This is a genomic window from Kineococcus sp. GCM10028916 (assembly GCF_042674865.1).
Lineage (GTDB): Bacteria > Actinomycetota > Actinomycetes > Actinomycetales > Kineococcaceae > Kineococcus.
The window spans coordinates 367653-386523 of record NZ_JBHTFM010000017.1 but is presented as its reverse complement, the minus strand read 5'-3'; the positions used below and the strand labels follow the sequence as shown (position 1 = coordinate 386523).

Below are 18871 nucleotides of genomic sequence, written 5' to 3'. Positions count from 1 at the left end.
GGTGCCGGTCCGCAGGTGCTCGTTCAACGGAGAACACCCGTGTCCACTGCTGCACACCCGGGGCCGAAGACCCCCAACCCCTGGCGGGTCGGCGTCGTCGCCGGCATGGCCTCCTACATCGACTCCGCCGCCCTGGTCTCCACCGGCATCGCGCTGGTGATCTACCAGCCGAGCACCGGCATCACCGGCGACCAGCTCGGTCTGATGTCGGGCGTCCTCACGCTGTGCGTCGCGGTCGGCGCCCTGGTCGGCGGCCGGCTCGGGGACCGTCTCGGCCGCCGCCGGGTGTTCCTGACGACGATGTCGCTCATCGTCGCGGGCAGCGCCCTGACCACCTTCGGCAGCACGTTCTCCGTCCTCCTCGCCGGCATCGTGCTCATCGGCCTCGGCGTCGGCGCGGACCTCCCCGTCTCCCTGGCCACCATCGCCGAGGCGGCCGCCGACACCAACCGCGGGAAGCTCATCGTCCTGTCCAACACCCTCTGGCTGGTCGGCATCATCGTCGCCATCGGTCTGGCCTCCACGATCGGTGCGTGGGGACGACCGGGCGGTCAGCTGATGTTCGCCCACGTCGGCGTCGTCGCCCTCGTCGTCCTGCTGGCCCGCCTGAGCATCCCGGAGTCCCGGGCCTGGGTCGAGGCCCGCCGCCAGGAGCAGGCGGGCGGGATCGGGACGTCGCCGGACCGTGCGCGGGTCCGTGACCTGTTCCGCGGCCGGTACGGCGTGCCGATGGTCGCCCTGGTGCTGTTCTACGGCCTGACCAACCTGGGGGCGAACACCACGGGCCAGTTCAACACCTTCATCGCCACCACCTACGCCGGCGCGGACGTGGCCACGTTCAACCGGTGGGCCCTGATCTCCCTCGTCGCCTCGCTCGTCATCGGTCTGGGCTACATGCGCTTCGTCGACACCCACCGGCGGTTCACCTTCTTCGCCGCCGGCGCCGTCGTGGTCGCCGCCAGCTACTTCCTGCTCGCGTTCGCGGGTTTCACCCTGACCACCATGGTCGTCGCGCTGTTCATGGCCAGCCTGGGCAACAGCGTCGCCTTCGAGGGCATGATGAAGATCTGGACCCAGGAGTCCTTCCCGACGACGCTGCGCTCGACCGCGCAGGGAACCATCGTCGCCATCGCCCGGGTCTCCGCCGCCCTGCTGGCGGCGATCACCCCCGCGCTGCTGCGGTCCGACCTGCACGGGACCTTCATCGCCCTGGGGGTGCTGGCCGCGATCGGGTTCGTCGTCGGCGGGGTCACGTTCCGCCGGCCCCGCAGCAACGAGTTCGACGTCACGTCCGGCGGCGAGTCCCTCGAGACGGCCGCCCGGGCCGGGGAACCCGTCGACCGCACCGTGGGACACCGCGGCGTCGGACAGCCGTGAACTCCACTTCCGCAACCGCTCCGAGGACGACACCCGTGACCCCCACCGCCAGTGCCCCCACCTTCGAGCACCACGCTGCGACCCGCCTGGGCACCGGAGAACCCGCTCCCCGGCTGTCCTGGCAGGTCGCGGAGGCTCCGGTCGGGTACCGGCAGCAGGCGGTGCGCCTGGAGGTGCGCACCACCGGTCCCGACGGGGTGGCGCGCGTCAGCGTGCACGAGGTACCCGGTGACGCCCAGGTGCTGGTGCCGTGGCCGGCGCAACCGCTGCGTTCCGGCGAGGAGGCCGCGGTGCGGGTGCAGTTGTTCGACGGGCGCGAGTGGGGGGCCTGGGGTCCGGCCGGAACCGTCGAGGTCGGCCTCCTCGATCCCACGGACTGGCACGGCGCCTTCGTGGGACCTCCGCTCGACCGGACGGGCGAGCGGACCGACGCCCCGGGGCGGCTGCGCGTGGAGTTCGAGCTGGCCGCTCCAGCGCGACGGGCCCGGCTGCGCCTCAGCGCCCACGGGGTCGCGGAGGTCGAGGTCAACGGCCGGCGGGCCGGGGACGAAGAACTGACGCCGGGGTGGACCAGCTACCGACACCGGTTGCGCTACGCCACCTTCGACGTCACCGACCACCTGCGTGCCGGGCCCAACGCCCTGGGCGTGTGGTTGGGCGAAGGGTGGTGGCGCGGTCGCCTCGGTTTCGGCGAGGGCGTCACCGCCTTCTACGGCGAGCACCTCGCGGCGATGGTGCAGCTGGAGATCACCGACACCGACGGGGTCCGCCACCTCGTCGCCACCGACGCCACGTGGAAGGCCGGGCCCGGGCCCATCACCTCGAGCAGCCTGTACGACGGCGAGCACTTCGACGCCCGCCGCCACGACCCGGGGTGGTCCCGGCCCGGTTTCGACGACAGCACCTGGACGCCGGTGCAGGTGCACGGGAACGTGCCCGGGGAGGTGCCCGCCCTCGTCGCCCCCAGCGGGCCACCGGTGCGCTGCACCGAGGAACTCGCGCCCGTCGAGATCGTCGACCAGGGCGAGGGACGGTGGCTGCTCGACTTCGGGCAGAACCACTCCGGGCGCCTGCGGGTGCGCGCCCAGGGCCCGAGCGGGCAGCGGATCACCCTGCGCCACGCCGAGGTCCTCGTCGACGGTGAACTGTGCACCGCCCCCCTGCGCAGCGCCCGGGCCACCGACGTCCTCACCCTCGCGGGCGAGGCGCTCGAGTGGGAACCCCGGTTCACCGTCCACGGCTACCGCTACGCCGAGGTCTCCGGGTGGATCGGCCCGTTGGAACCCGGTGACGTCGTCTCCCGCGTCCTGCACACCGACCTGGCCCGCATCGGGTTCTTCCGCAGCAGCGACGAGCTCGTGAACCGGCTGCACGACAACATCGTGTGGGGGGCGCGCTCGAACTTCGTCGACGTTCCCACCGATTGCCCCCAGCGCGACGAACGGCTGGGCTGGACCGGTGACCTGCAGGTCTTCGCCCCCACGGCCGCCTTCCTCTTCGACGTCACCGGGATGCTGAGTTCCTGGCTTGAGGACCTCGCCGTGGAGCAGCAGGAACTCGACTGGGTGCCGCCCTACGTGCCCTACCTGCCCCTCGCCCCCTTCACCGAACTGCCCCGCGACCCGTTGGCGGTCTGGGGTGACGTCGCGGTCCTCACCCCCGACGTCCTGCACCGCGCCACCGGCGACATCGACCTGCTGCGCCGCCAGCTCGGCAGTGCGGTGGCGTGGCTGGAGCACGTCGAGCGTTCGGCGGGTCCGGGACGGATCTGCCACGACAGCGAACAACTCGGTGACTGGCTGGACCCGGCGGCGCCCCCGGAGAACCCGTTCGAGTCCGTCACCGATCGCTACCTGGTGGCCACCGCCTACTACGCGCACTCGGCGGCACGGCTGGCTGCGGTCGCCGGTGCCCTCGGCGAGAACGCGCTGACCCAGCGGTACAGCACCCTGGCCGCCGAGGTCCGGCGCGCCTTCGCAGAGCGTTACCTGCGGCCCGGGGGGCGGTGCACCAGTGACAGCCAGACCGCCTACGCGCTGGTCACCGTCTTCGACCTGTGGCCCAACACGTCGTCGCGCGCCGCCGGGACCGCGCGGCTGGCGCAGCTGGTGCGCGAAGCCGACGGGCGCATCGCCACGGGTTTCGCCGGGACCCCGGTCGTCTGCGAGGCCCTCACCCTGGGGGGGCACCTGGACGAGGCCTACCGGCTGTTGCAGGCCACCGACTGTCCCTCCTGGCTGTACACCGTGCTGCGGGGGGCGACCACGATCTGGGAACGCTGGGACGCCATCACCCCGGCCGGGAACGTCAACGACCCCACGATGACCTCCTTCAACCACTACGCCCTCGGCGCGGTGGCGGACTGGCTGCACCGCACGGTCGCCGGTCTGGCTCCCGCCGAACCGGGATGGCGCCGGATCCGTCTCGCCCCCCGCCCCGGCGGGACCCTCACGCACGCCGGAGCCACCCACCTCACCCCCTACGGCCCGGCGTCGATCGACTGGCGCCTGGACGGGCAGCGCCTGCACGTCGAGGTGCTGGTGCCGGTGGGAACCACCGCGGTCCTCGACCTCCCGCGGAACTCGCCCACCGCTCCGGAGGGTTTCCGCGAACTCGGCCACGGCCGGCACGAGTTCGACGTCCTCCTTCCCCGCGAAGCCGCCTGAGCCGGGAGGGGAGCCGTCAGTCGCGTGCCGGCGCGCTCCCCACCGCCGCACGGGCCAGGGTCCGCACCGCCTGGGCCGCCTCCGCGGCGACCAGCTCGTGCTCGTCGGGGAAACCCCGGAGGTCGGTGGGGTAACCGCTGACGCCTCCCCCTCTGGACAGCTGGGCGAAACCGTTCGCGACCGCGGTGAAGGCCCGCAGCAGGGGGTTGGCCGCTTCGACGCTCCCGGTGATGGTCATCGCCGGGGCCAGCAGCAGGTCGAACATCGAGCGCGTCACCTCGCGACGCTCCTGGTCGGGGAACGCCTGCAGTTCCTCGGCGAGGATCAGCTCGAACGCCGCCCCGTGATCCTGCTGGAAGCGGACCTGGACCCGGGCCAGCACGGCGAGGTCCTCCACGGCGCGGGTCACCGGGTCCACCGACCCGCCGGGAACGGGCTCCTCGAGCGCCGCCTGCATCTCGTCGTGCAACTCGCGTCCCGCAGCGGTGGCCGCGGCGGACAGCAGGTCCAGGCGCCCGCTGAAGTGGCGGTAGGGTGCCGCCCCGCTGACCCCGGACCGCCGGGCGGCTTCGGCGATCGAGACGCCGGTCACTCCCCGCTCCGCGAACAGTGCACGCGCGGCGGCGACCAGCGCAGCGCGGAGGTCGCCGTGGTGGTAGGTGCTCCGTGGGCTCACTGCTCTCCTGCGTCCGGTCGAGGCCGTGCGTGCATCGCGTTGACATGATGTTAGAGGTCTATTACATTCGTGTCGAGCCACTGGCCCCGCGTGTTCGAACCCCACCGGTCGAACGCAGGCGGCACCACGGCCACCCTCACCCCGCTGACGCCTGCAGGAACCCGCACCCGCCGGCCGTGGACCCACCCTGCCCGTCCGCGGCCCCCGACGGAAGGAACACCACCATGTCCCCCCGGATCCCCACGGTCACCCTGAACAACGGCGTGCAGATGCCGGTCCTTGGTTTCGGCGTGTACCAGGTGCCGGCCGACGAGGCGGAACGCGTCGTGACCGACGCCCTCGCCGCCGGCTACCGCCACCTCGACACCGCCGCCGCCTACGAGAACGAGACCGGCGTCGGCCGGGCCATCGCCACCAGCGGGATCCCCCGTGACGAGTTGTTCATCACGACCAAGCTGTGGATCCAGGACGCCGGCGAGTCCACGGCGGCCGCCGCCTTCGACCGGTCCCTGGACCGCCTCGGCCTGGACCACCTCGACCTCTACCTTGTGCACCAGCCGTACGGGGACTACCACGGTTCCTGGCGGGCGATGGAGGCGCTCAACCGGGAGGGCCGCGCCCGCGCCATCGGGGTGTCGAACTTCCACCCCGACCGCCTGGTCGACCTCATCGACCACCACGAGATCACCCCCGCGGTCAACCAGGTCGAAACCCACCCCTTCTTCCAGCGCGGCGCCGACCAGGCGGTCATGCGGGAGCGCGGGGTGCAGCACGAGTCCTGGGGACCGCTGGGTCAGGGCCGTGACGACCTGTTCACCCACCCGGTCCTGACCGACCTGGCCACGGCCCACGGGAAGTCCGTCGCCCAGGTGGTGCTGCGCTGGCTCCTCCAGCGCGAGATCGTGGTCATCCCCAAGTCCTCCCGCCCGGAACGCATGGCGGAGAACCTCGACGTCGTGGACTTCTCCCTCACCCCGGAGGAGATGACCCGCGTCAGCGCCCTCGACACCGGGGCCAGCACGGCCTTCGACCACCGCGATCCCGCGAGCGTGGCCTTCCTGGGCACCGTCCGGTTCGACACCTGAGCCGTCCCCGACGCGTCCGCCCGGCCGCGACCGGGAACTTCCCAGAACCCCTTCGGATCTCGAAAGGCGATGCACCGCATGATTAATCACACGTCCAGGAAACCGCCCACGTTCACCCTCAACAACGGAGTGACCCTTCCCGTCCTCGGGCTCGGTGTCTTCCAGAGCGCACCCGAGGAGACCGCAGCCGCGGTCGAAACGGCACTCGCCACCGGGTACCGACACGTCGACACCGCCGCCGGGTACGGCAACGAGCGTGAGGTCGGCGAGGGCGTCCGGCACTCCGGACTGGGTCGCGACGAGGTCTTCCTCGAGACGAAGGTCTGGGTCAGCGACTACGGGTACGAGGAAACCCTGCACGCCTTCGACAAGAGCGCCACGAAACTCGGCGTCGAGCAGATCGACCTGCTGATCCTGCACCAACCCATGCCCCAGCACTTCGACCGCACCCGTCAGGCCTACCGCGCTCTGGAACACCTCCTGACCGAGGGTCGGGTCCGGGCGATCGGGGTCAGCAACTTCATGCCCCACCACCTCACCGCCCTGCTCGAGCAGGCCGAGGTCGTCCCGGCCGTCAACCAGGTCGAACTGCACCCCTACTTCACCCAGCCCGACGTGCAGACCGCCAACGCCCGGCACGGTGTGCTCACCCAGGCCTGGTCACCGATCGGCGGCATCACCACCTACCCCGGGTGGGGCGAGAACCGCGCCAGCGCACTGGCCGACCCCACCATCGCCGGGATCGCCGAAGCGCACGACAAGAGCCCCGCCCAGGTGATGCTGCGCTGGCACCTGCAGCAGGGCCGTTCGGCCATCCCCAAGTCGACCCGGTCGAGCCGGATCGCCGAGAACTTCGCCGTCCTCGACTTCGCCCTCGACGCGACGGAGGTCGCCCGGCTGGACGCCCTCGACACCGGTTGGCGCGGCGGGCCGGACCCCGACGCCGTCGACCCCTCCACCTGGGACCTCAGCATCCCCGAGGCCTGAACGGCGGGAGGCGTGGACCTCACCCGGCCCGGCGGTTCTGCTTCCGGTAGGCGGTGGGGGTGAGGCCGAAACCGTCGAGGAACCGGCGGTTGAAGTTCGAGAGGTTCGCGTACCCCACGTCGGTCGCGATCGCGTGCACCGGCCGGTCGGTGTCGACCAGCAGAGCCGCCGCCTGGGTCAGGCGCAGCTTGCCGACCATCTCGGTGAACGTCAGCCCACTGGCCCGCTTGAAGTAGCGCGAGAACGCCGACTCGCTCATCCCCGCGTGCGCGGCGGCCACGGGCAACCGCACGTCACCCGTGAGGTTGTCCAGCACGTAGGCCAGAGCCCCGCCGATCACCTCCTCGGCCCGGGGGTCGTTCACCTGGGGTTCCCACACGCCGGAGATCAGGCGGTACTCGTCCTCGGGCGCGGTGTTCAGCAGGTGGAAGAGGGAGAAGACGTGGGCGAGCCGGTCCGCGCCCCGCGTGAGGCCGATGCTCTCCAGTGCCAGCGCGCCCGCCTCGGCGGTCCGGCCGCTGAACTCCACGCCGGACCGCGAGCGCGCCCACAGCGGCGCCAGCGTCCGCAACTCCGGCAGCAGCTCCTCGCACTGCTCCAGCCAGCGGCCGTGGAACTGGAACACGACGTCGCGTCCCTCGATCACCTCCCCCGGTCCGAGGTCGCTCATCCAGTCGTGCGGAACCTCCGGGCCGACGAGGGCGAGGTGACCGGCACCGAACCGGCCCACGTGGTCCCCGACGATGAACCGCCCCGGCCCGGACCGGGCCAGGTGGATCTCGTACTCCGGGTGGTGGTTCCACCGTGCGAAGGGCCCCGGGTAGTCGTGGACGTGCCAGCGGGCCGACAGCCGCGGATCCGGGGGAACCACCTCGCGAACGGCGCGGGCGCCGCCCCAGCGCCGACCGACCTGGGCGTGAGGATCCGACGGGGTCATACTGATCTTCCTCCGATGGGCGGCGTCGGCCCGATGTTGCGGTTTCCTGGCGCAGGAAAGTACCAGGATCGAGCATCCGGGTCGCTAGTCGCACGACCCGTGGACACCTACGCTCGCCCTGCGGGCGCGGGGTGGCGCGGCTCGGACGAGGACGACCGGAGGATGGACGACGATCTTGAGGCTGTCCGACAGGTTCGATCTCACGGGTCGCACGGCCGTCGTCACCACCGGGGCGGGGGGCGTGGCCGGCGGCTGCGCGCACGCGCTCGGGCTGGCCGGCGCCCGCGTCCTCCTGGCCGGTGGTGACACCGAGGAGGGCGAGCACCTCGTCCAGGTCATGCGCGCCGACGACATCGCGGCGGAGTTCCTGCACGTCGAGGTCACCGACGTCCACGACGTCGAGCGGACGCTGAGCACGGCCGTGGACCGGCACGGTCGGGTCGACGTCCTGGTCAACGCCGTGGACGTGCGAGCCCCGTCCGCGGCGCTCGACGTCACCGCGCCCGACTGGCGACGGGTCGTCGACGGCAACCTGGACACCGTCTGGCTGTGGTGCCAGACCTTCGGACGGGCGTTCGTCGCCCAGCGCGCCGGCGTGATCGTGAACATCGGTTCGACCGCCGGGATCATCGCGGGCCGACCGCACTGGGACCACGCCGCGGCGGCGTCCAAGGCGGCCGTCCACCACCTGACCCGCAGCCTCGCCGCCGAGTGGGCCCCGTTCGGGGTGCGCGTCAACGCCTTCGCCCCGGGTCACGTCGCCACCGACGGAGCCGCCGTCGAGGACCCGCGGGCCCGCCGCCACGTCCTGGAGGACACCCCGATGGAACGCATCGCCACCCTCGAGGAGATCACCCCGGCCGTCGTGTTCCTCGCCAGCGACGCCTCCTCCTTCACCACCGGGACGGTCCTCGTCGCCGACGGCGGCTACACCACCTGCTGACCCCGACACCACGACCGACCCCTGGAGAACCCGTGAACACCAGCGCCGTCCTGCACGCACCCCGATCCCTGGTCATCGAGCAGCGCGAGCGACCCGTCCCCGCCGCCCACGAGGTGCTCGTCCGCGTCGAGGCCGTCGGCATCTGCGGGTCCGACGTGCACTACTACGAGCACGGCCGGATCGGCGGCTACGTCGTCGAGACCCCCATGGTCGTCGGCCACGAGGCCGCCGGGACCGTCGTGGAGGTGGGTGCCGACGTGGACCGCAGCCGCCTCGGGGAACTCGTCGCCCTCGAACCGGGAGTCCCCGACCGCACCTGCGAGCAGTGCCTGGCCGGTCGCTACAACCTCTGCCCCGCGGTGGTCTTCTTCGCCACCCCACCCGTGGACGGGGCCATCGCGCAGTTCGTCACCCTCGACGCGGCGTTCGCGCACCCCGCACCCGCGGGGCTCAGCGCCGAACAGGCCGCCATGGCCGAACCCGTGTCCGTGGGGGTCTGGGCCGCACGCCGCGGCGGCATCACGCCCGGCGACCGCGTCCTCATCACCGGCGCCGGACCCATCGGGTTGTTCACCGCCCAGGTGGCACGGGGTTTCGGAGCGACCTCGGTGACGCTGACCGACGTCAGCGAGTTCCGCCTGGAGGTGGCGCGGGGCCTCGGGTTCACCGCGCTCCCGGCCACGGAACCCCTCACGGGAACCTTCGACGTCCTCCTGGAGTGCTCCGGCGCCGCGGCCGCGTGGCGCTCCGCGGTGGAGGTCCTCGCCCCGGCCGGCCGGGCCGTCCTGGTGGGCATGGGCGCCGACGAACTACCCCTTCCTGTACCGCTCGTCCAGGGCCGGGAACTCACCATCACCGGGATCTTCCGCTACGCCAACACCTACCCCACGGCGCTGTCCCTCATCGCCTCCGGCGCCGTCGATACCACCCCGCTCATCACCCACCGGTTCCCGCTCGCGGAGACCGAAGCGGCGCTGACCCTCGCCCGCCGTGACGCCCGGTCGCTGAAGGCCGTCGTCGAACCCCACTCGGCCTGAACCCACCTCGAGGGGAACCCGTGCACCCGTTGCCGCCGTCGAGGAGTTCCCGGGCCTTCAGGGCGTCCTCGCCGGGGCGTGCTGCGGGTAGACGGTGCGGAGGCCGAGGACCAGGACGGCGAACGCGGCCCCACCGCCCGCGGTCATGGCCAGGGGGAGCAACCGGCCGCCGCCCGAGGCGAGCACCAGCGCCCCCAGCACGCCCGCCGCGAAGATGGCGACGTTGAAGGCGACGGGGAGGAAGGAGTTCGCCACGTCCGCGTCCTCTCCGCCCGCGGCGGCCAGCGGGCGCTGCAACTGCGGGGAGGCCCCGCCGAAGGCGACGCCCCACACGGCGACCGCGACGTGGACCACGACCGGGGAGTGCGGGAAGAGCACGAGCACCACCCCGGACAGCGCGAACGCGCCGGCGCAGCCCAGGACCAGCGCCCGGGGCGCACGGTCGATGAGCGACGCGGTCAGGGCGATCCCGACGATCGAGGCGAGGCCGAAGACCAGCAGCAACCCCTCCAGGGGAACCGTCGAACCACCGGCGCGGAGGAACGGGGCGATGTAGGTGTAGGTCGTGGTGTTCCCCAGCATCCACAGGACGATCACGACGAGGGTGAGGGCGACCGCGGGAATCCGGACGACCTGCGACGCGGGCCGGTGCGACGTGGCGGACTGCCCGTCGGCGGCAGGCACCAAGGCGACGACCAGGACCAGGACGACCACGGCCAGGACGCTGAGTCCGGCGAAGGACCAGCGCCAGCCGAACGTGGTCCCGAGCCACGTCCCCAGTGGCGTTCCGAACGCGATCCCCACGGGAGCACCCACCGAGATCAGCGAGAGGGCGCGGCCGGCCGCCGCGGGCGGGGCGATGCGCAACGCGTACCCGGCCAGCATCCCCCACAACGTTCCCGAGCAACCCCCCGCGACGAACCGCGAGACCAGGGACAGCGTCACTCCACCGGAGAGGGCCGTGACCGTGTTGGCGAGGAGGAAGGCGAGGATCCCCGTGATCAGCAGGCGCTTGCGGGGCCAGGAGCGGGTCAGCGCGATCGCGGGGACGGTGAGCAGGACGGTTCCCAACGCGTAGGCGCTGACGAACTGACCCACGACCCCCTCGGAGGTTCCCATCCCGGAGGCGATCTGGTGTAGGACACCGGCCGGCATGGTCTCGGTCGAGATGAGGGTGAAACCCAGCAGAGCCAGCACGCCGAGAGCCGCCCGGGGGAAGGGGCGTTCGACGGGGGTCGAGACGGGTGACGGTGTCGGCACGGGACTCCGGGGGAACTGGTGGGCGGGCACGACCGGACGGGAATCCCACGATCCAAGCGCACCCGGCGTCCCGGCGCGCCCCACCAGGGGTACCCCAGCAGTACCTCTACCCGCAGGGACTTCTCCCGCCACCGCGACCGACCTTCGATGGGAGCTCGACGTTCCGCGAACTCCAGGAAGGCCATCATGACTTCGACGTCCCACGAGTCCGACACCGCCGAACTGCTCCCGCCGGGTTTCTCCCGTCGCCGCGTCCTGACGATGAGCGGCGTGGCCGCCGCGGCCGGAACTCTCGCGACGGTTCCGAGTTCGCCCGCGGCTCACGCCGAGGGACCCGCGCCGGAGGACGCGTGGGACAAGACGTTCCCCCGGAGCGCGGCCGTCGACCACCAGAAGGTGACCTTCACCAACCGGATCGGCATCGAACTGGTCGCCGACCTCTACCGTCCCCTGGACCTCGTCGGGCCGGCGCCGGCCCTCGTGGTGGGACACCCCTTCGGCGGGGTGAAGGAGCAGACCTCCGGGCTGTACGCGCAGACCATGGCCGAACGTGGTTTCGTCACGCTCGCCCACGACGCCTCCTACAACGGTGAGAGCAGCGGGTGGCCGCGCCACATCGCCTCCCTCGAGGCCTTCGTCGAGGACTTCAGTGCGGCCGTCGACCACCTCGGTACCCGCCCCTACGTGGACCGGGACCGGATCGGCGTCCTCGGTGTCTGTGCCAGCGGAGGTTTCGCCCTCTCCGCAGCTCAGGTCGACCCGCGCCTCAAGGCGGTCGCCACCGTGAGCATGTACGACATGGGCCGCGCCTACCGGGACGGTCTGGGTTACGCACCGGTCCCGAGCGAGGTCAACACCGTCGAGGAACGACAGCTCGCCCTCGCCGAGGCCGCCGAACAGCGGTGGGCGGAGTACGAGGGCGCCGAGGTGCGCTACGGAGGCGGCGACGCCGTGGCGCTGAAACCTTCTCAGCAGGCGGCGGCCGACGAGTTCGCCGCCTACTACACGACGCCGCGGGGTGCCCACCCGCGTTCGCACGCACTGTCCCTCACCAGTCTCGGCGCGATCACCGGCTTCATGCCGCTGGCCCAGCTCGAACTCACCGCACCCCGCCCCCTGCTGCTCGTCGCCGGCGAGGACGCGCACTCGCGCTACTACACCGAGGACGCCTACGCGCAGGCCCCGGAACCCAGGGAACTGCTCATCGTCCCCGGAGCCGGGCACGTCGACCTCTACGACCGGGTCGACCTGATCCCCTGGGACAGGCTCGCAGGGTTCTTCCACGAACACCTCTGATCCCCACGTCGTCCCCCTGGGACCACGTCCGGGGGGACGACGGGGGAACCTGAGCCCGCCCGGGTCGGTCTACTGCTGCTCGAGGCTCTGCGACGACTCGTGCCGGGCGGAGGCGGGTTCCCGGGCTTCGAGACGGGTCGCGGCCCACGACCCGAGGAGCTGCAGCCGTTCCGCCGTGACGCTGCTCGGCTCGGCCGCGTAGATGGTCAGGGTGAGACCCGGTTCGGAGACCATCGAGGTGGATTCGTAGGCCAGTTCGAGGTCGCCGACGGCCGTGTGGTTGAAGGTCTTCGTCCCCGAACCGTGGTGGCGGACGTCGTGGGTCCCCCACAGCCGACGGAACTCCTCGCTGCGGGTGGACAACTCCCCCACCAGGTCGTGCATCTCCTTGTCGCGGGGGTCGGCCCCGGCGGTGGTGCGCAGGATGGCGACCGCGATCGCGGCGGCGACGTCCCAGTGCGGGTAGAAGCGGTGGGAATCGGGATCGAGGAAGGTGTAGCGGGCGAAGTTCGGGGACGCGCCGGCGACCGAGGCGTGGACGGACTCGTACACCGAGGAGTGCATGGCCGCGCCGATCGTGTTGGCCGCCAGCAGGTCCATCCGCCCGCTGACTACGATCGCCGGCACGGTGATCGCCTCCAGCGTCCACTGCAGACTGGGACGCGGCGTCCAGCGCGTCGTGGACCGTCGACGCGGACGAGCCAGCGCGGAGGTGCCGTCGGCGGCCTGGGCGAGGGCGAACAGGTGCGTCCGTTCGGCGTCGTCCAGCTGCAGCGCCCGGGCCAGCCCCTCGAGCACCGAGGCGGACACCCCGCCGAGCGCACCGCGCTCGAGCTTCGCGTAGTACTCGACGCTCACCCCGGCCAGGGACGCCACCTCGGCCCGTCGCAGCCCGGGCACCCGGCGCTGACCGGCGTCGGGCAGACCGGCCTGGGCCGGGGTGACCTTGGCCCGGCGGGTGGTGAGGAAGTCGCGGACCTCGGCGCGGTTGTCCATGGTTTCGACGGTAGGCGCTACCGGCACCCGCTGACAGTCGGAACCCGCACCCTGGTGAGGGGTGTACTGCTGGTGAACCCCTCACCAGGGCACCGCTCCCGAGGGGTGCGGCGGCTCGGGCGGGGTCACCATCGGAGGGTGCCCGACCGGCTGCTCCGGCCTCCGCCGACCCGGCGGTCGTGCCCGGAGCAGTCCCACCCGGCCTGACCCACCCGTGCAGTCCGAACGAACCGAGGAGAACCCCTGTGCGCGCTGTCGTGATGCACGCCCCCGGAGACGTCCGTGTCCAGGACATCGCCGAACCCACCGTCGTGGAGCCGACCGACGCGATCATCCGCCTGGCCGCGACCTGCATCTGCGGGTCGGACCTGTGGCCCTACCGCGGCACCGACGAGGTCACCGAGCCCTTCCACATGGGCCACGAGTACGCCGGCGTCGTCGAGGAGGTCGGCTCCGACGTCCGCAACGTCGAGGTCGGTGACTTCGTCGTCGGTTCCTTCTTCGCCTCCGACAACACCTGCGAGATCTGCCTGGCCGGGTACCAGACCTCCTGCGTGCACCGGCAGGTCCTCGGCACCGCCGGCGGCGCTCAGGCTGAACGCATGCGCGTCCCGCTCGCCGACGGCACCCTGGTCGCCACCCCGGGCCAGCCGGACGCCGACCTCGTCCCGTCTCTGCTGGCCGCCTCCGACGTCCTGGGCACCGGGTGGTTCGGGGCGGTCGCGGCCGAGGTCGGCCCCGGCAAGACCGTCGCCGTCGTCGGGGACGGCGCCGTGGGCCTGTGCGCGGTCCTCGCGGCCAGCCAGCTCGGCGCGGAGCGGATCATCATCTCGAGCCGTCACGCCGACCGGCAGGCCCTGGCGCGCGAGTTCGGCGCCACCGACGTCCTCGCCGAGCGTGGCGAGGAGTTCGCCGCCGCCGTGAAGGAACTCACCGGCGGGTTGGGGGCGCACTCCGCGGTCGAGGCGGTGGGGACCCACGAGTCGATGCACCAGGCCATCGGAGCCACCCGCCCCGGTGGGCACGTCGGCTTCGTCGGCGTCCTGCACGACGTCGCCATCACCGGCGACGACATCTTCACGACCCACGTGCACCTCCATGGCGGACCGGCCCCGGTGCGCCGGTTCCTGCCCGACCTCATCCAGCTCATCTGGGACCGGAAGATCGACCCCGGCAAGGTCTTCGACCTCGAACTCCCGCTCGACGACGCCGCCGAGGGCTACCGCGCCATGAACGAACGCCGGGCCACCAAGGTCCTCCTGCGTCCCTGAACCCCCTCCACCTCCCGAAAGGAAACCCCGTGCAGCTCAACACCCCCGCACCGACCCAGAAGCCGACGGCCACGTTCACCGGCGAGGTGCTGATGACCCCGCTGGCCGCGGGTGAGGCCCCCTCCCGGATCGGAGTCGCCCACGTGCGCTTCACCCCCGGCGCCCGCACCCACTGGCACGTCCACCCGATGGGCCAGGTCCTGCACGTCACCGACGGAACCGCCCTGGTGGGCACCCGGGACGGGTCGGTGCTGCGGGCCCGGGCCGGAGACACCGTCGTCTGCTCCCCGGGCGAGGAGCACTGGCACGGCGCCACCACCGACTCCTTCGCCGCCCACCTGGCCATCCAGGAGGCCGCCGACACCGACGACGGTGGGACGAGCCCCGTGACCTGGCTGGAGCCGGTGACCGACGAGGACTACGCACGCGCCCAGGCCTGAACCGATCGGCCCGGTGCGTCCTGCGCCGGGCGGTACCCCCATCGCGAACGGAGACGCGACCATGCTGGAAACCACCACCGGGACGACCCCCACCGAGGCGACGGGGGTCCGTTTCCTCGGGAAGACGGCCTTCGTCACGGGCGCCGGAACCGGCATCGGTCGCGCCACCGCGCTGGCCTTCGCCGCGGAGGGCGCCAACGTCGCCGTTGCCGACATCGACGCCCACGACGCCGCCGAGACCGCCCGCATCATCGAGGCCGCCGACGGCAAGGCCCTGGCCCTCACCGTCGACGTCACCGACGAGTCCGCGGTACGCGATGCCCTCGCCCGGACCGTCGACACCTTCGGCGGTCTGGACGTCGCCTTCAACAACGCCGGCGTGGAACAGTCCCAGACGTGCACCGCCGACCTCAGCACCGAGGAGTGGACGAAGATCATCTCCACCGACCTCACCGGTGTCTTCCACTGCATGAAGCACGAGATCCCGCTCCTGAAGGACCGGGGCGGCGCGATCGTGAACACCAGCTCCGGCGCCGGCGTGATGGGCATCGCCGGTCAGGCCGGTTACGCCGCAGCCAAGTGGGGCGTCATCGGCATGACGAAGTCCGCTGCGCTGGAATGCATCGGCGACGGGATCCGCATCAACGCCGTCGCGCCCGGCGTCATCGACACCGAGATGATGGGGCGGGTGACCGGCGGAACCGACGAGGGTCGTGAAGCCATGACCAGCCAGGAACCCATCGGGCGCATGGGGCGTGCGGAGGAGATCGCGTCCGCGGTGCTGTGGCTGGCTTCCGACCTCGGCGGGTTCACCGTGGGGCACACCCTCGTCGTCGACGGCGGCCAGACCGTCGGCTGAATCCGCGGCGAGAGCCGCCGCCCGGGTACTCGACCCTGGGGCCCTCGGCAGGGCACCCCACTGCTGACTCTCGGCTGGAAGAACGTGATCCGACAGTTCAGCACCAGCACCAGCACCGGGCGGACGAGACGCGACTGGACCCTTCCCGTCGTGGACCCCGTCGCCGCGGAATCCCGCGGCCGAGCCGGCCGTGTCCGTGAGCACCCGAAGAGCGAAGCCGAACTCACCACCCGAGGAGATGACGCATGTCGATCGACAACACGTCCACCGCAGCCGCTGACCACCGCACCCTGAGCCGGCGTGGTGTGTTGGCCGCAGCCGGCGTCGGCGCCGCCGCGTTGGGGACCGCCGCCTCCGCGGGCACCCGAGACACCGCGGAAGCCAGCGAGGTCAGCCCGGTCGAAGGAGCCGACAACTTCCACACCAGCGACCGCGTGACGGTCCGCCGCGTGACGTTCCTCAACCAGTACGACATGACGTTGGCGGGCAACCTGTTCACCCCCGTGGACCTGCCGGAGGACGCAGCCGCGCCCGCGCTGGTGGTGGGTCACCCCATGGGCGCTGTGAAGGAGCAGAGCGCGAACCTCTACGCCACGAAGATGGCGGAGCGGGGCTACGTCACGATGTCGTTCGACCTGCCCTTCTGGGGCGAGAGCGACGGGTGGCCGCGGCAGTCGGTGTCCCCCGACCTCTACGCGGAGGCCTTCAGCGCCGCGGTGGACTTCCTCGGAACCCGGGCTCCCGTCGACCGCGGACGCATCGGGGCGATCGGCGTCTGCGGCAGTGGGGGTTTCGTCCTCAGCGCCGCCAAGCTGGACCCGCGGATGCGGGCGATCGCCACCGTGAGCATGTACGACATGGGCGGCCTGCACCGCGACGGCCTCGACGGCACGCAGCCGGCGCAGGCCCGCCAGAGCTGGCTCGCGGACGCCGCCGGACAGCGCTACGCCCAGGTCGACGGCGACGACGTCGAGTGGGGCTACGGCACCCCGCTGGAGCTGACGGCCGACTCCACGGACATCGAGCGCGAGTTCTTCGACTTCTACCGGACCCCACGTGGCGAGTTCACCCCCGCCGGCGCCTCCCCGGACCGCACGACGATGCGGCCGATCACGCAGGAGGCGAGGTTCGCGAACTTCCACCCCTTCGACGACCTCGAGACGATCTCGTCGCGGCCGCTGCTGTTCGTCGCCGGGGACCAGGCGCACTCCCGGAGGTTCAGCGAGGACGCCTACCGGCGCGCGGCCGAGCCCAAGACGTTGCACTGGGTCCGCGGGGCCGGGCACGTCGACCTCTACGACCGGGTGGACCTGATCCCCTTCGACCTGCTGGGCGAGTTCTTCGACCAGCACCTGGCCGGCTGAGCACCACGCGCTACCGTCCGCCGACGGGTTCCCCGTCCCCACCGCTCGCGCACCCTCCTGGAGGAACACCGTGACCACCATCGCCATCGTCGGGGCCGGCACGGGCCTCGGCGCCGCAGTCGCCCGCAGGTTCGGGGCGGAGGGCTTCGCCGTCGCCCTCGTCTCCCGGACCCTCGCCCACGTCGAGGAACTGGCGGCCGGGCTGCGCAGCGGTGGGACCACGGCGAGCGGGTTCGAGGCCGACGTGCGGGACACCGCGTCCCTGACGGCGGCGCTGCGGGCGGCCCACGACGAACTGGGCCCGGTGGAAGTGCTGCAGTACAGCCCCATCCCCGCGAAGAACTACCTGCGTTCCGTGGGCGAGACCACGAGCACCGACCTCGCCGAGGCCGTCGCCTTCTCGGTGGTCGGGCTCGCGTCGAGCGTCGAGGCGGTGCTGCCGGGCATGCGCGCCCTGGGCCGCGGGGCGATCCTCCTCGTCAACGGTGGTAGTGCCGTCCGTCCCCGGCTCGCGGTCACGGGGACGTCGGTGGCCTTCGCCGCGGAGAGCACCTACGGGGCACTGCTGCACGAGGGTCTGGCGGCCGACGGCGTCCACGTGGGTCAGCTGATCGTCCCGGGGGCCATCGTCCCCGGTCACCCGACGCACGATCCCGACGTCCTCGCCGAGCGGTTGTGGTCGATGCACACCGGACGCGAGCGGTTCCGCGAGTTCGCCGAGGCGATGGACTCGTGACCGACGTGCCGCGGAACCCGCCGGAGTTCGAGGGCAGGACCCTGCCGCGACCCCAGGACGACCTGGACGAGCAGGGACTGGGTTTCGACGTCGTGACCGTGCTCACCCGCCGGCGTGCCCTGGGGGTCCTGGGGTTCGGACTGTCGGGAGCCGGGTTGGTGGCGTGCTCCGACGGGGAACCCGCTGCGGCGCCGTCACCGACCACCGGTCGTGGGGCGGGAACGGGCTCCTCCACGGTCGCCGAGATCCCCGAGGAGATGGCCGGACCGTTCCCCGGCGACGGGTCGAACGGGCCGAACGTGCTGCAGCGCAGCGGAGTGGTGCGCGGCGACATCCGGTCGAGCTTCGAGATCGGCGCGACGACCGCGCCGGGGATCCCCCTGACGCTCACCCTGACCGTCCTCGACCTGACCCGGGGCGGGGTTCCGTTCGTCGGGGCCGCCGTGTACGCCTGGCAGTGCGACCGGGAAGGCCGCTACTCCCTGTACTCCCCGGAGTTGAGGGGTGAGAACTACCTCCGCGGGGTCCAGGTGGCCGCCGCGGACGGAACGGTGACCTTCACCTCCGTCTTCCCCGGGTGCTACACGGGGCGGTGGCCGCACGTCCACTTCGAGGTGTACACCGACCTCGCCGCGATCGACGACTCAGCCGACGCCCTCACCACGTCGCAGCTCGCGCTGCCCCAGGCCGACTGCACCGCCGTCTACGCCACCACCGGGTACGAGCGGTCGGCCGTCGAACTGGCCGGCGTCACCCTCGCGGACGACCTCGTCTTCCGCGACGACCTGGGCGTGCGGCAGCTGGCCACCGTCACCGGGGACTCCGGGGACGTGGCGGCGGGCTACGCCGCCACCCTGACCGTCGGGGTCGGACGCTGACGAGTCTGCAGGTTCCGGGTCCGACGCCCCCGTCGGTTTCCGCCCACCCTGCACGGGTAGCTC

17 protein-coding genes are annotated in these 18871 nt (G+C 72.1%); 13 read left to right on the top strand and 4 right to left on the bottom strand.

Features of this window, described 5'->3' with window-relative positions; genetic code table 11:
- The first annotated feature begins 39 nt into the window (after window positions 1–39).
- Window positions 40–1377 carry an MFS transporter gene (locus tag ACFQ46_RS18330; RefSeq protein WP_380260790.1) on the top strand — a complete coding sequence of 446 codons (1338 nt, stop codon included), beginning with the start codon at window positions 40–42 and terminating at the stop codon, window positions 1375–1377.
- A 35-nt stretch (window positions 1378–1412) separates the two neighbouring features.
- Entirely contained in the window at window positions 1413–4043 is a 2631-nt protein-coding gene (locus ACFQ46_RS18325; RefSeq protein WP_380260789.1) for a family 78 glycoside hydrolase catalytic domain, read from the top strand.
- Window positions 4044–4059: 16 nt separating this feature from the next.
- On the opposite strand, the gene ACFQ46_RS18320 is transcribed toward ACFQ46_RS18325, so the two are convergent.
- Complete coding sequence (locus tag ACFQ46_RS18320; protein WP_380260788.1) at window positions 4060–4719, bottom strand: TetR/AcrR family transcriptional regulator; 660 nt, start codon at window positions 4717–4719, stop codon at window positions 4060–4062.
- A gap of 224 nt (window positions 4720–4943) precedes the next feature.
- On the opposite strand from ACFQ46_RS18320, the gene ACFQ46_RS18315 reads away from it, so the two are divergent.
- Entirely contained in the window at window positions 4944–5804 is an 861-nt protein-coding gene (locus ACFQ46_RS18315; protein ID WP_380260787.1) for an aldo/keto reductase, read from the top strand.
- Between the two features lie 78 nt (window positions 5805–5882).
- Complete coding sequence (locus tag ACFQ46_RS18310) at window positions 5883–6791, top strand: aldo/keto reductase (protein WP_380260786.1); 909 nt, start codon at window positions 5883–5885, stop codon at window positions 6789–6791.
- Window positions 6792–6810: 19 nt separating this feature from the next.
- Here ACFQ46_RS18310 and ACFQ46_RS18305 read toward each other — a convergent pair whose 3' ends face one another.
- Window positions 6811–7728, bottom strand: a complete 918-nt coding sequence (locus tag ACFQ46_RS18305) for an AraC family transcriptional regulator (protein WP_380260785.1) — start codon at window positions 7726–7728, stop codon at window positions 6811–6813.
- A gap of 175 nt (window positions 7729–7903) precedes the next feature.
- Between ACFQ46_RS18305 and ACFQ46_RS18300 the strand changes: the two genes are divergently transcribed.
- Both ACFQ46_RS18300 and ACFQ46_RS18295 read left to right on the top strand, forming a co-directional pair.
- Window positions 7904–8671 (top strand): SDR family NAD(P)-dependent oxidoreductase, encoded by a 768-nt coding sequence (locus tag ACFQ46_RS18300; protein WP_380260784.1) that lies wholly within the window; start codon window positions 7904–7906, stop codon window positions 8669–8671.
- Window positions 8672–8703: 32 nt separating this feature from the next.
- The gene (locus tag ACFQ46_RS18295) at window positions 8704–9708 is read left to right on the top strand and encodes an NAD(P)-dependent alcohol dehydrogenase (protein WP_380260783.1); all 1005 of its coding nucleotides are present in this window, start codon (window positions 8704–8706) and stop codon (window positions 9706–9708) included.
- A gap of 57 nt (window positions 9709–9765) precedes the next feature.
- On the opposite strand, the gene ACFQ46_RS18290 is transcribed toward ACFQ46_RS18295, so the two are convergent.
- Window positions 9766–10998, bottom strand: coding sequence for an MFS transporter (locus tag ACFQ46_RS18290; RefSeq protein WP_380260782.1), 1233 nt, complete (start codon window positions 10996–10998; stop codon window positions 9766–9768).
- 156 nt (window positions 10999–11154) lie between these two features.
- Between ACFQ46_RS18290 and ACFQ46_RS18285 the strand changes: the two genes are divergently transcribed.
- Complete coding sequence (locus ACFQ46_RS18285; RefSeq protein ID WP_380260781.1) at window positions 11155–12264, top strand: alpha/beta hydrolase; 1110 nt, start codon at window positions 11155–11157, stop codon at window positions 12262–12264.
- A gap of 69 nt (window positions 12265–12333) precedes the next feature.
- On the opposite strand, the gene ACFQ46_RS18280 is transcribed toward ACFQ46_RS18285, so the two are convergent.
- Entirely contained in the window at window positions 12334–13260 is a 927-nt protein-coding gene (locus ACFQ46_RS18280; RefSeq protein WP_380260780.1) for a helix-turn-helix transcriptional regulator, read from the bottom strand.
- Window positions 13261–13505: 245 nt separating this feature from the next.
- On the opposite strand from ACFQ46_RS18280, the gene ACFQ46_RS18275 reads away from it, so the two are divergent.
- From ACFQ46_RS18275 to ACFQ46_RS18250, 6 genes are all read left to right on the top strand, one after another.
- Window positions 13506–14531: a zinc-dependent alcohol dehydrogenase family protein gene (locus tag ACFQ46_RS18275; RefSeq protein WP_380260779.1), complete on the top strand. Its 1026-nt coding sequence runs from the start codon at window positions 13506–13508 to the stop codon at window positions 14529–14531.
- A gap of 29 nt (window positions 14532–14560) precedes the next feature.
- Window positions 14561–14971 (top strand): cupin domain-containing protein, encoded by a 411-nt coding sequence (locus ACFQ46_RS18270; protein ID WP_380260778.1) that lies wholly within the window; start codon window positions 14561–14563, stop codon window positions 14969–14971.
- Window positions 14972–15032: 61 nt separating this feature from the next.
- Window positions 15033–15830 (top strand): SDR family NAD(P)-dependent oxidoreductase, encoded by a 798-nt coding sequence (locus ACFQ46_RS18265; RefSeq protein ID WP_380260777.1) that lies wholly within the window; start codon window positions 15033–15035, stop codon window positions 15828–15830.
- Window positions 15831–16075: 245 nt separating this feature from the next.
- On the top strand, window positions 16076–17194 hold the full coding sequence (locus tag ACFQ46_RS18260; RefSeq protein WP_380260776.1) for an alpha/beta hydrolase: 1119 nt from the start codon (window positions 16076–16078) through the stop codon (window positions 17192–17194).
- Between the two features lie 70 nt (window positions 17195–17264).
- Window positions 17265–17930 (top strand): SDR family NAD(P)-dependent oxidoreductase, encoded by a 666-nt coding sequence (locus ACFQ46_RS18255; RefSeq protein WP_380260775.1) that lies wholly within the window; start codon window positions 17265–17267, stop codon window positions 17928–17930.
- A complete protein-coding gene (locus ACFQ46_RS18250; RefSeq protein ID WP_380260774.1) occupies window positions 17927–18808 on the top strand; it encodes a 3,4-dioxygenase subunit beta in 882 nt (293 codons plus the stop codon). The genes ACFQ46_RS18255 and ACFQ46_RS18250 overlap by 4 nt, the downstream gene beginning before the upstream one ends.
- Window positions 18809–18871 lie beyond the last annotated feature (63 nt).

Coding starts and splice junctions, on each gene's coding strand:
- ACFQ46_RS18310 (WP_380260786.1), top strand. CDS start 5,883: ATGATTAATCACACGTCCAGGAAACCGCCCACGTTCACCCTCAACAAC.
- ACFQ46_RS18285 (WP_380260781.1), top strand. CDS start 11,155: ATGACTTCGACGTCCCACGAGTCCGACACCGCCGAACTGCTCCCGCCG.
- ACFQ46_RS18315 (WP_380260787.1), top strand. CDS start 4,944: ATGTCCCCCCGGATCCCCACGGTCACCCTGAACAACGGCGTGCAGATG.
- ACFQ46_RS18260 (WP_380260776.1), top strand. CDS start 16,076: ATGTCGATCGACAACACGTCCACCGCAGCCGCTGACCACCGCACCCTG.
- ACFQ46_RS18305 (WP_380260785.1), bottom strand. CDS start 7,728: ATGACCCCGTCGGATCCTCACGCCCAGGTCGGTCGGCGCTGGGGCGGC.
- ACFQ46_RS18280 (WP_380260780.1), bottom strand. CDS start 13,260: ATGGACAACCGCGCCGAGGTCCGCGACTTCCTCACCACCCGCCGGGCC.
- ACFQ46_RS18265 (WP_380260777.1), top strand. CDS start 15,033: ATGCTGGAAACCACCACCGGGACGACCCCCACCGAGGCGACGGGGGTC.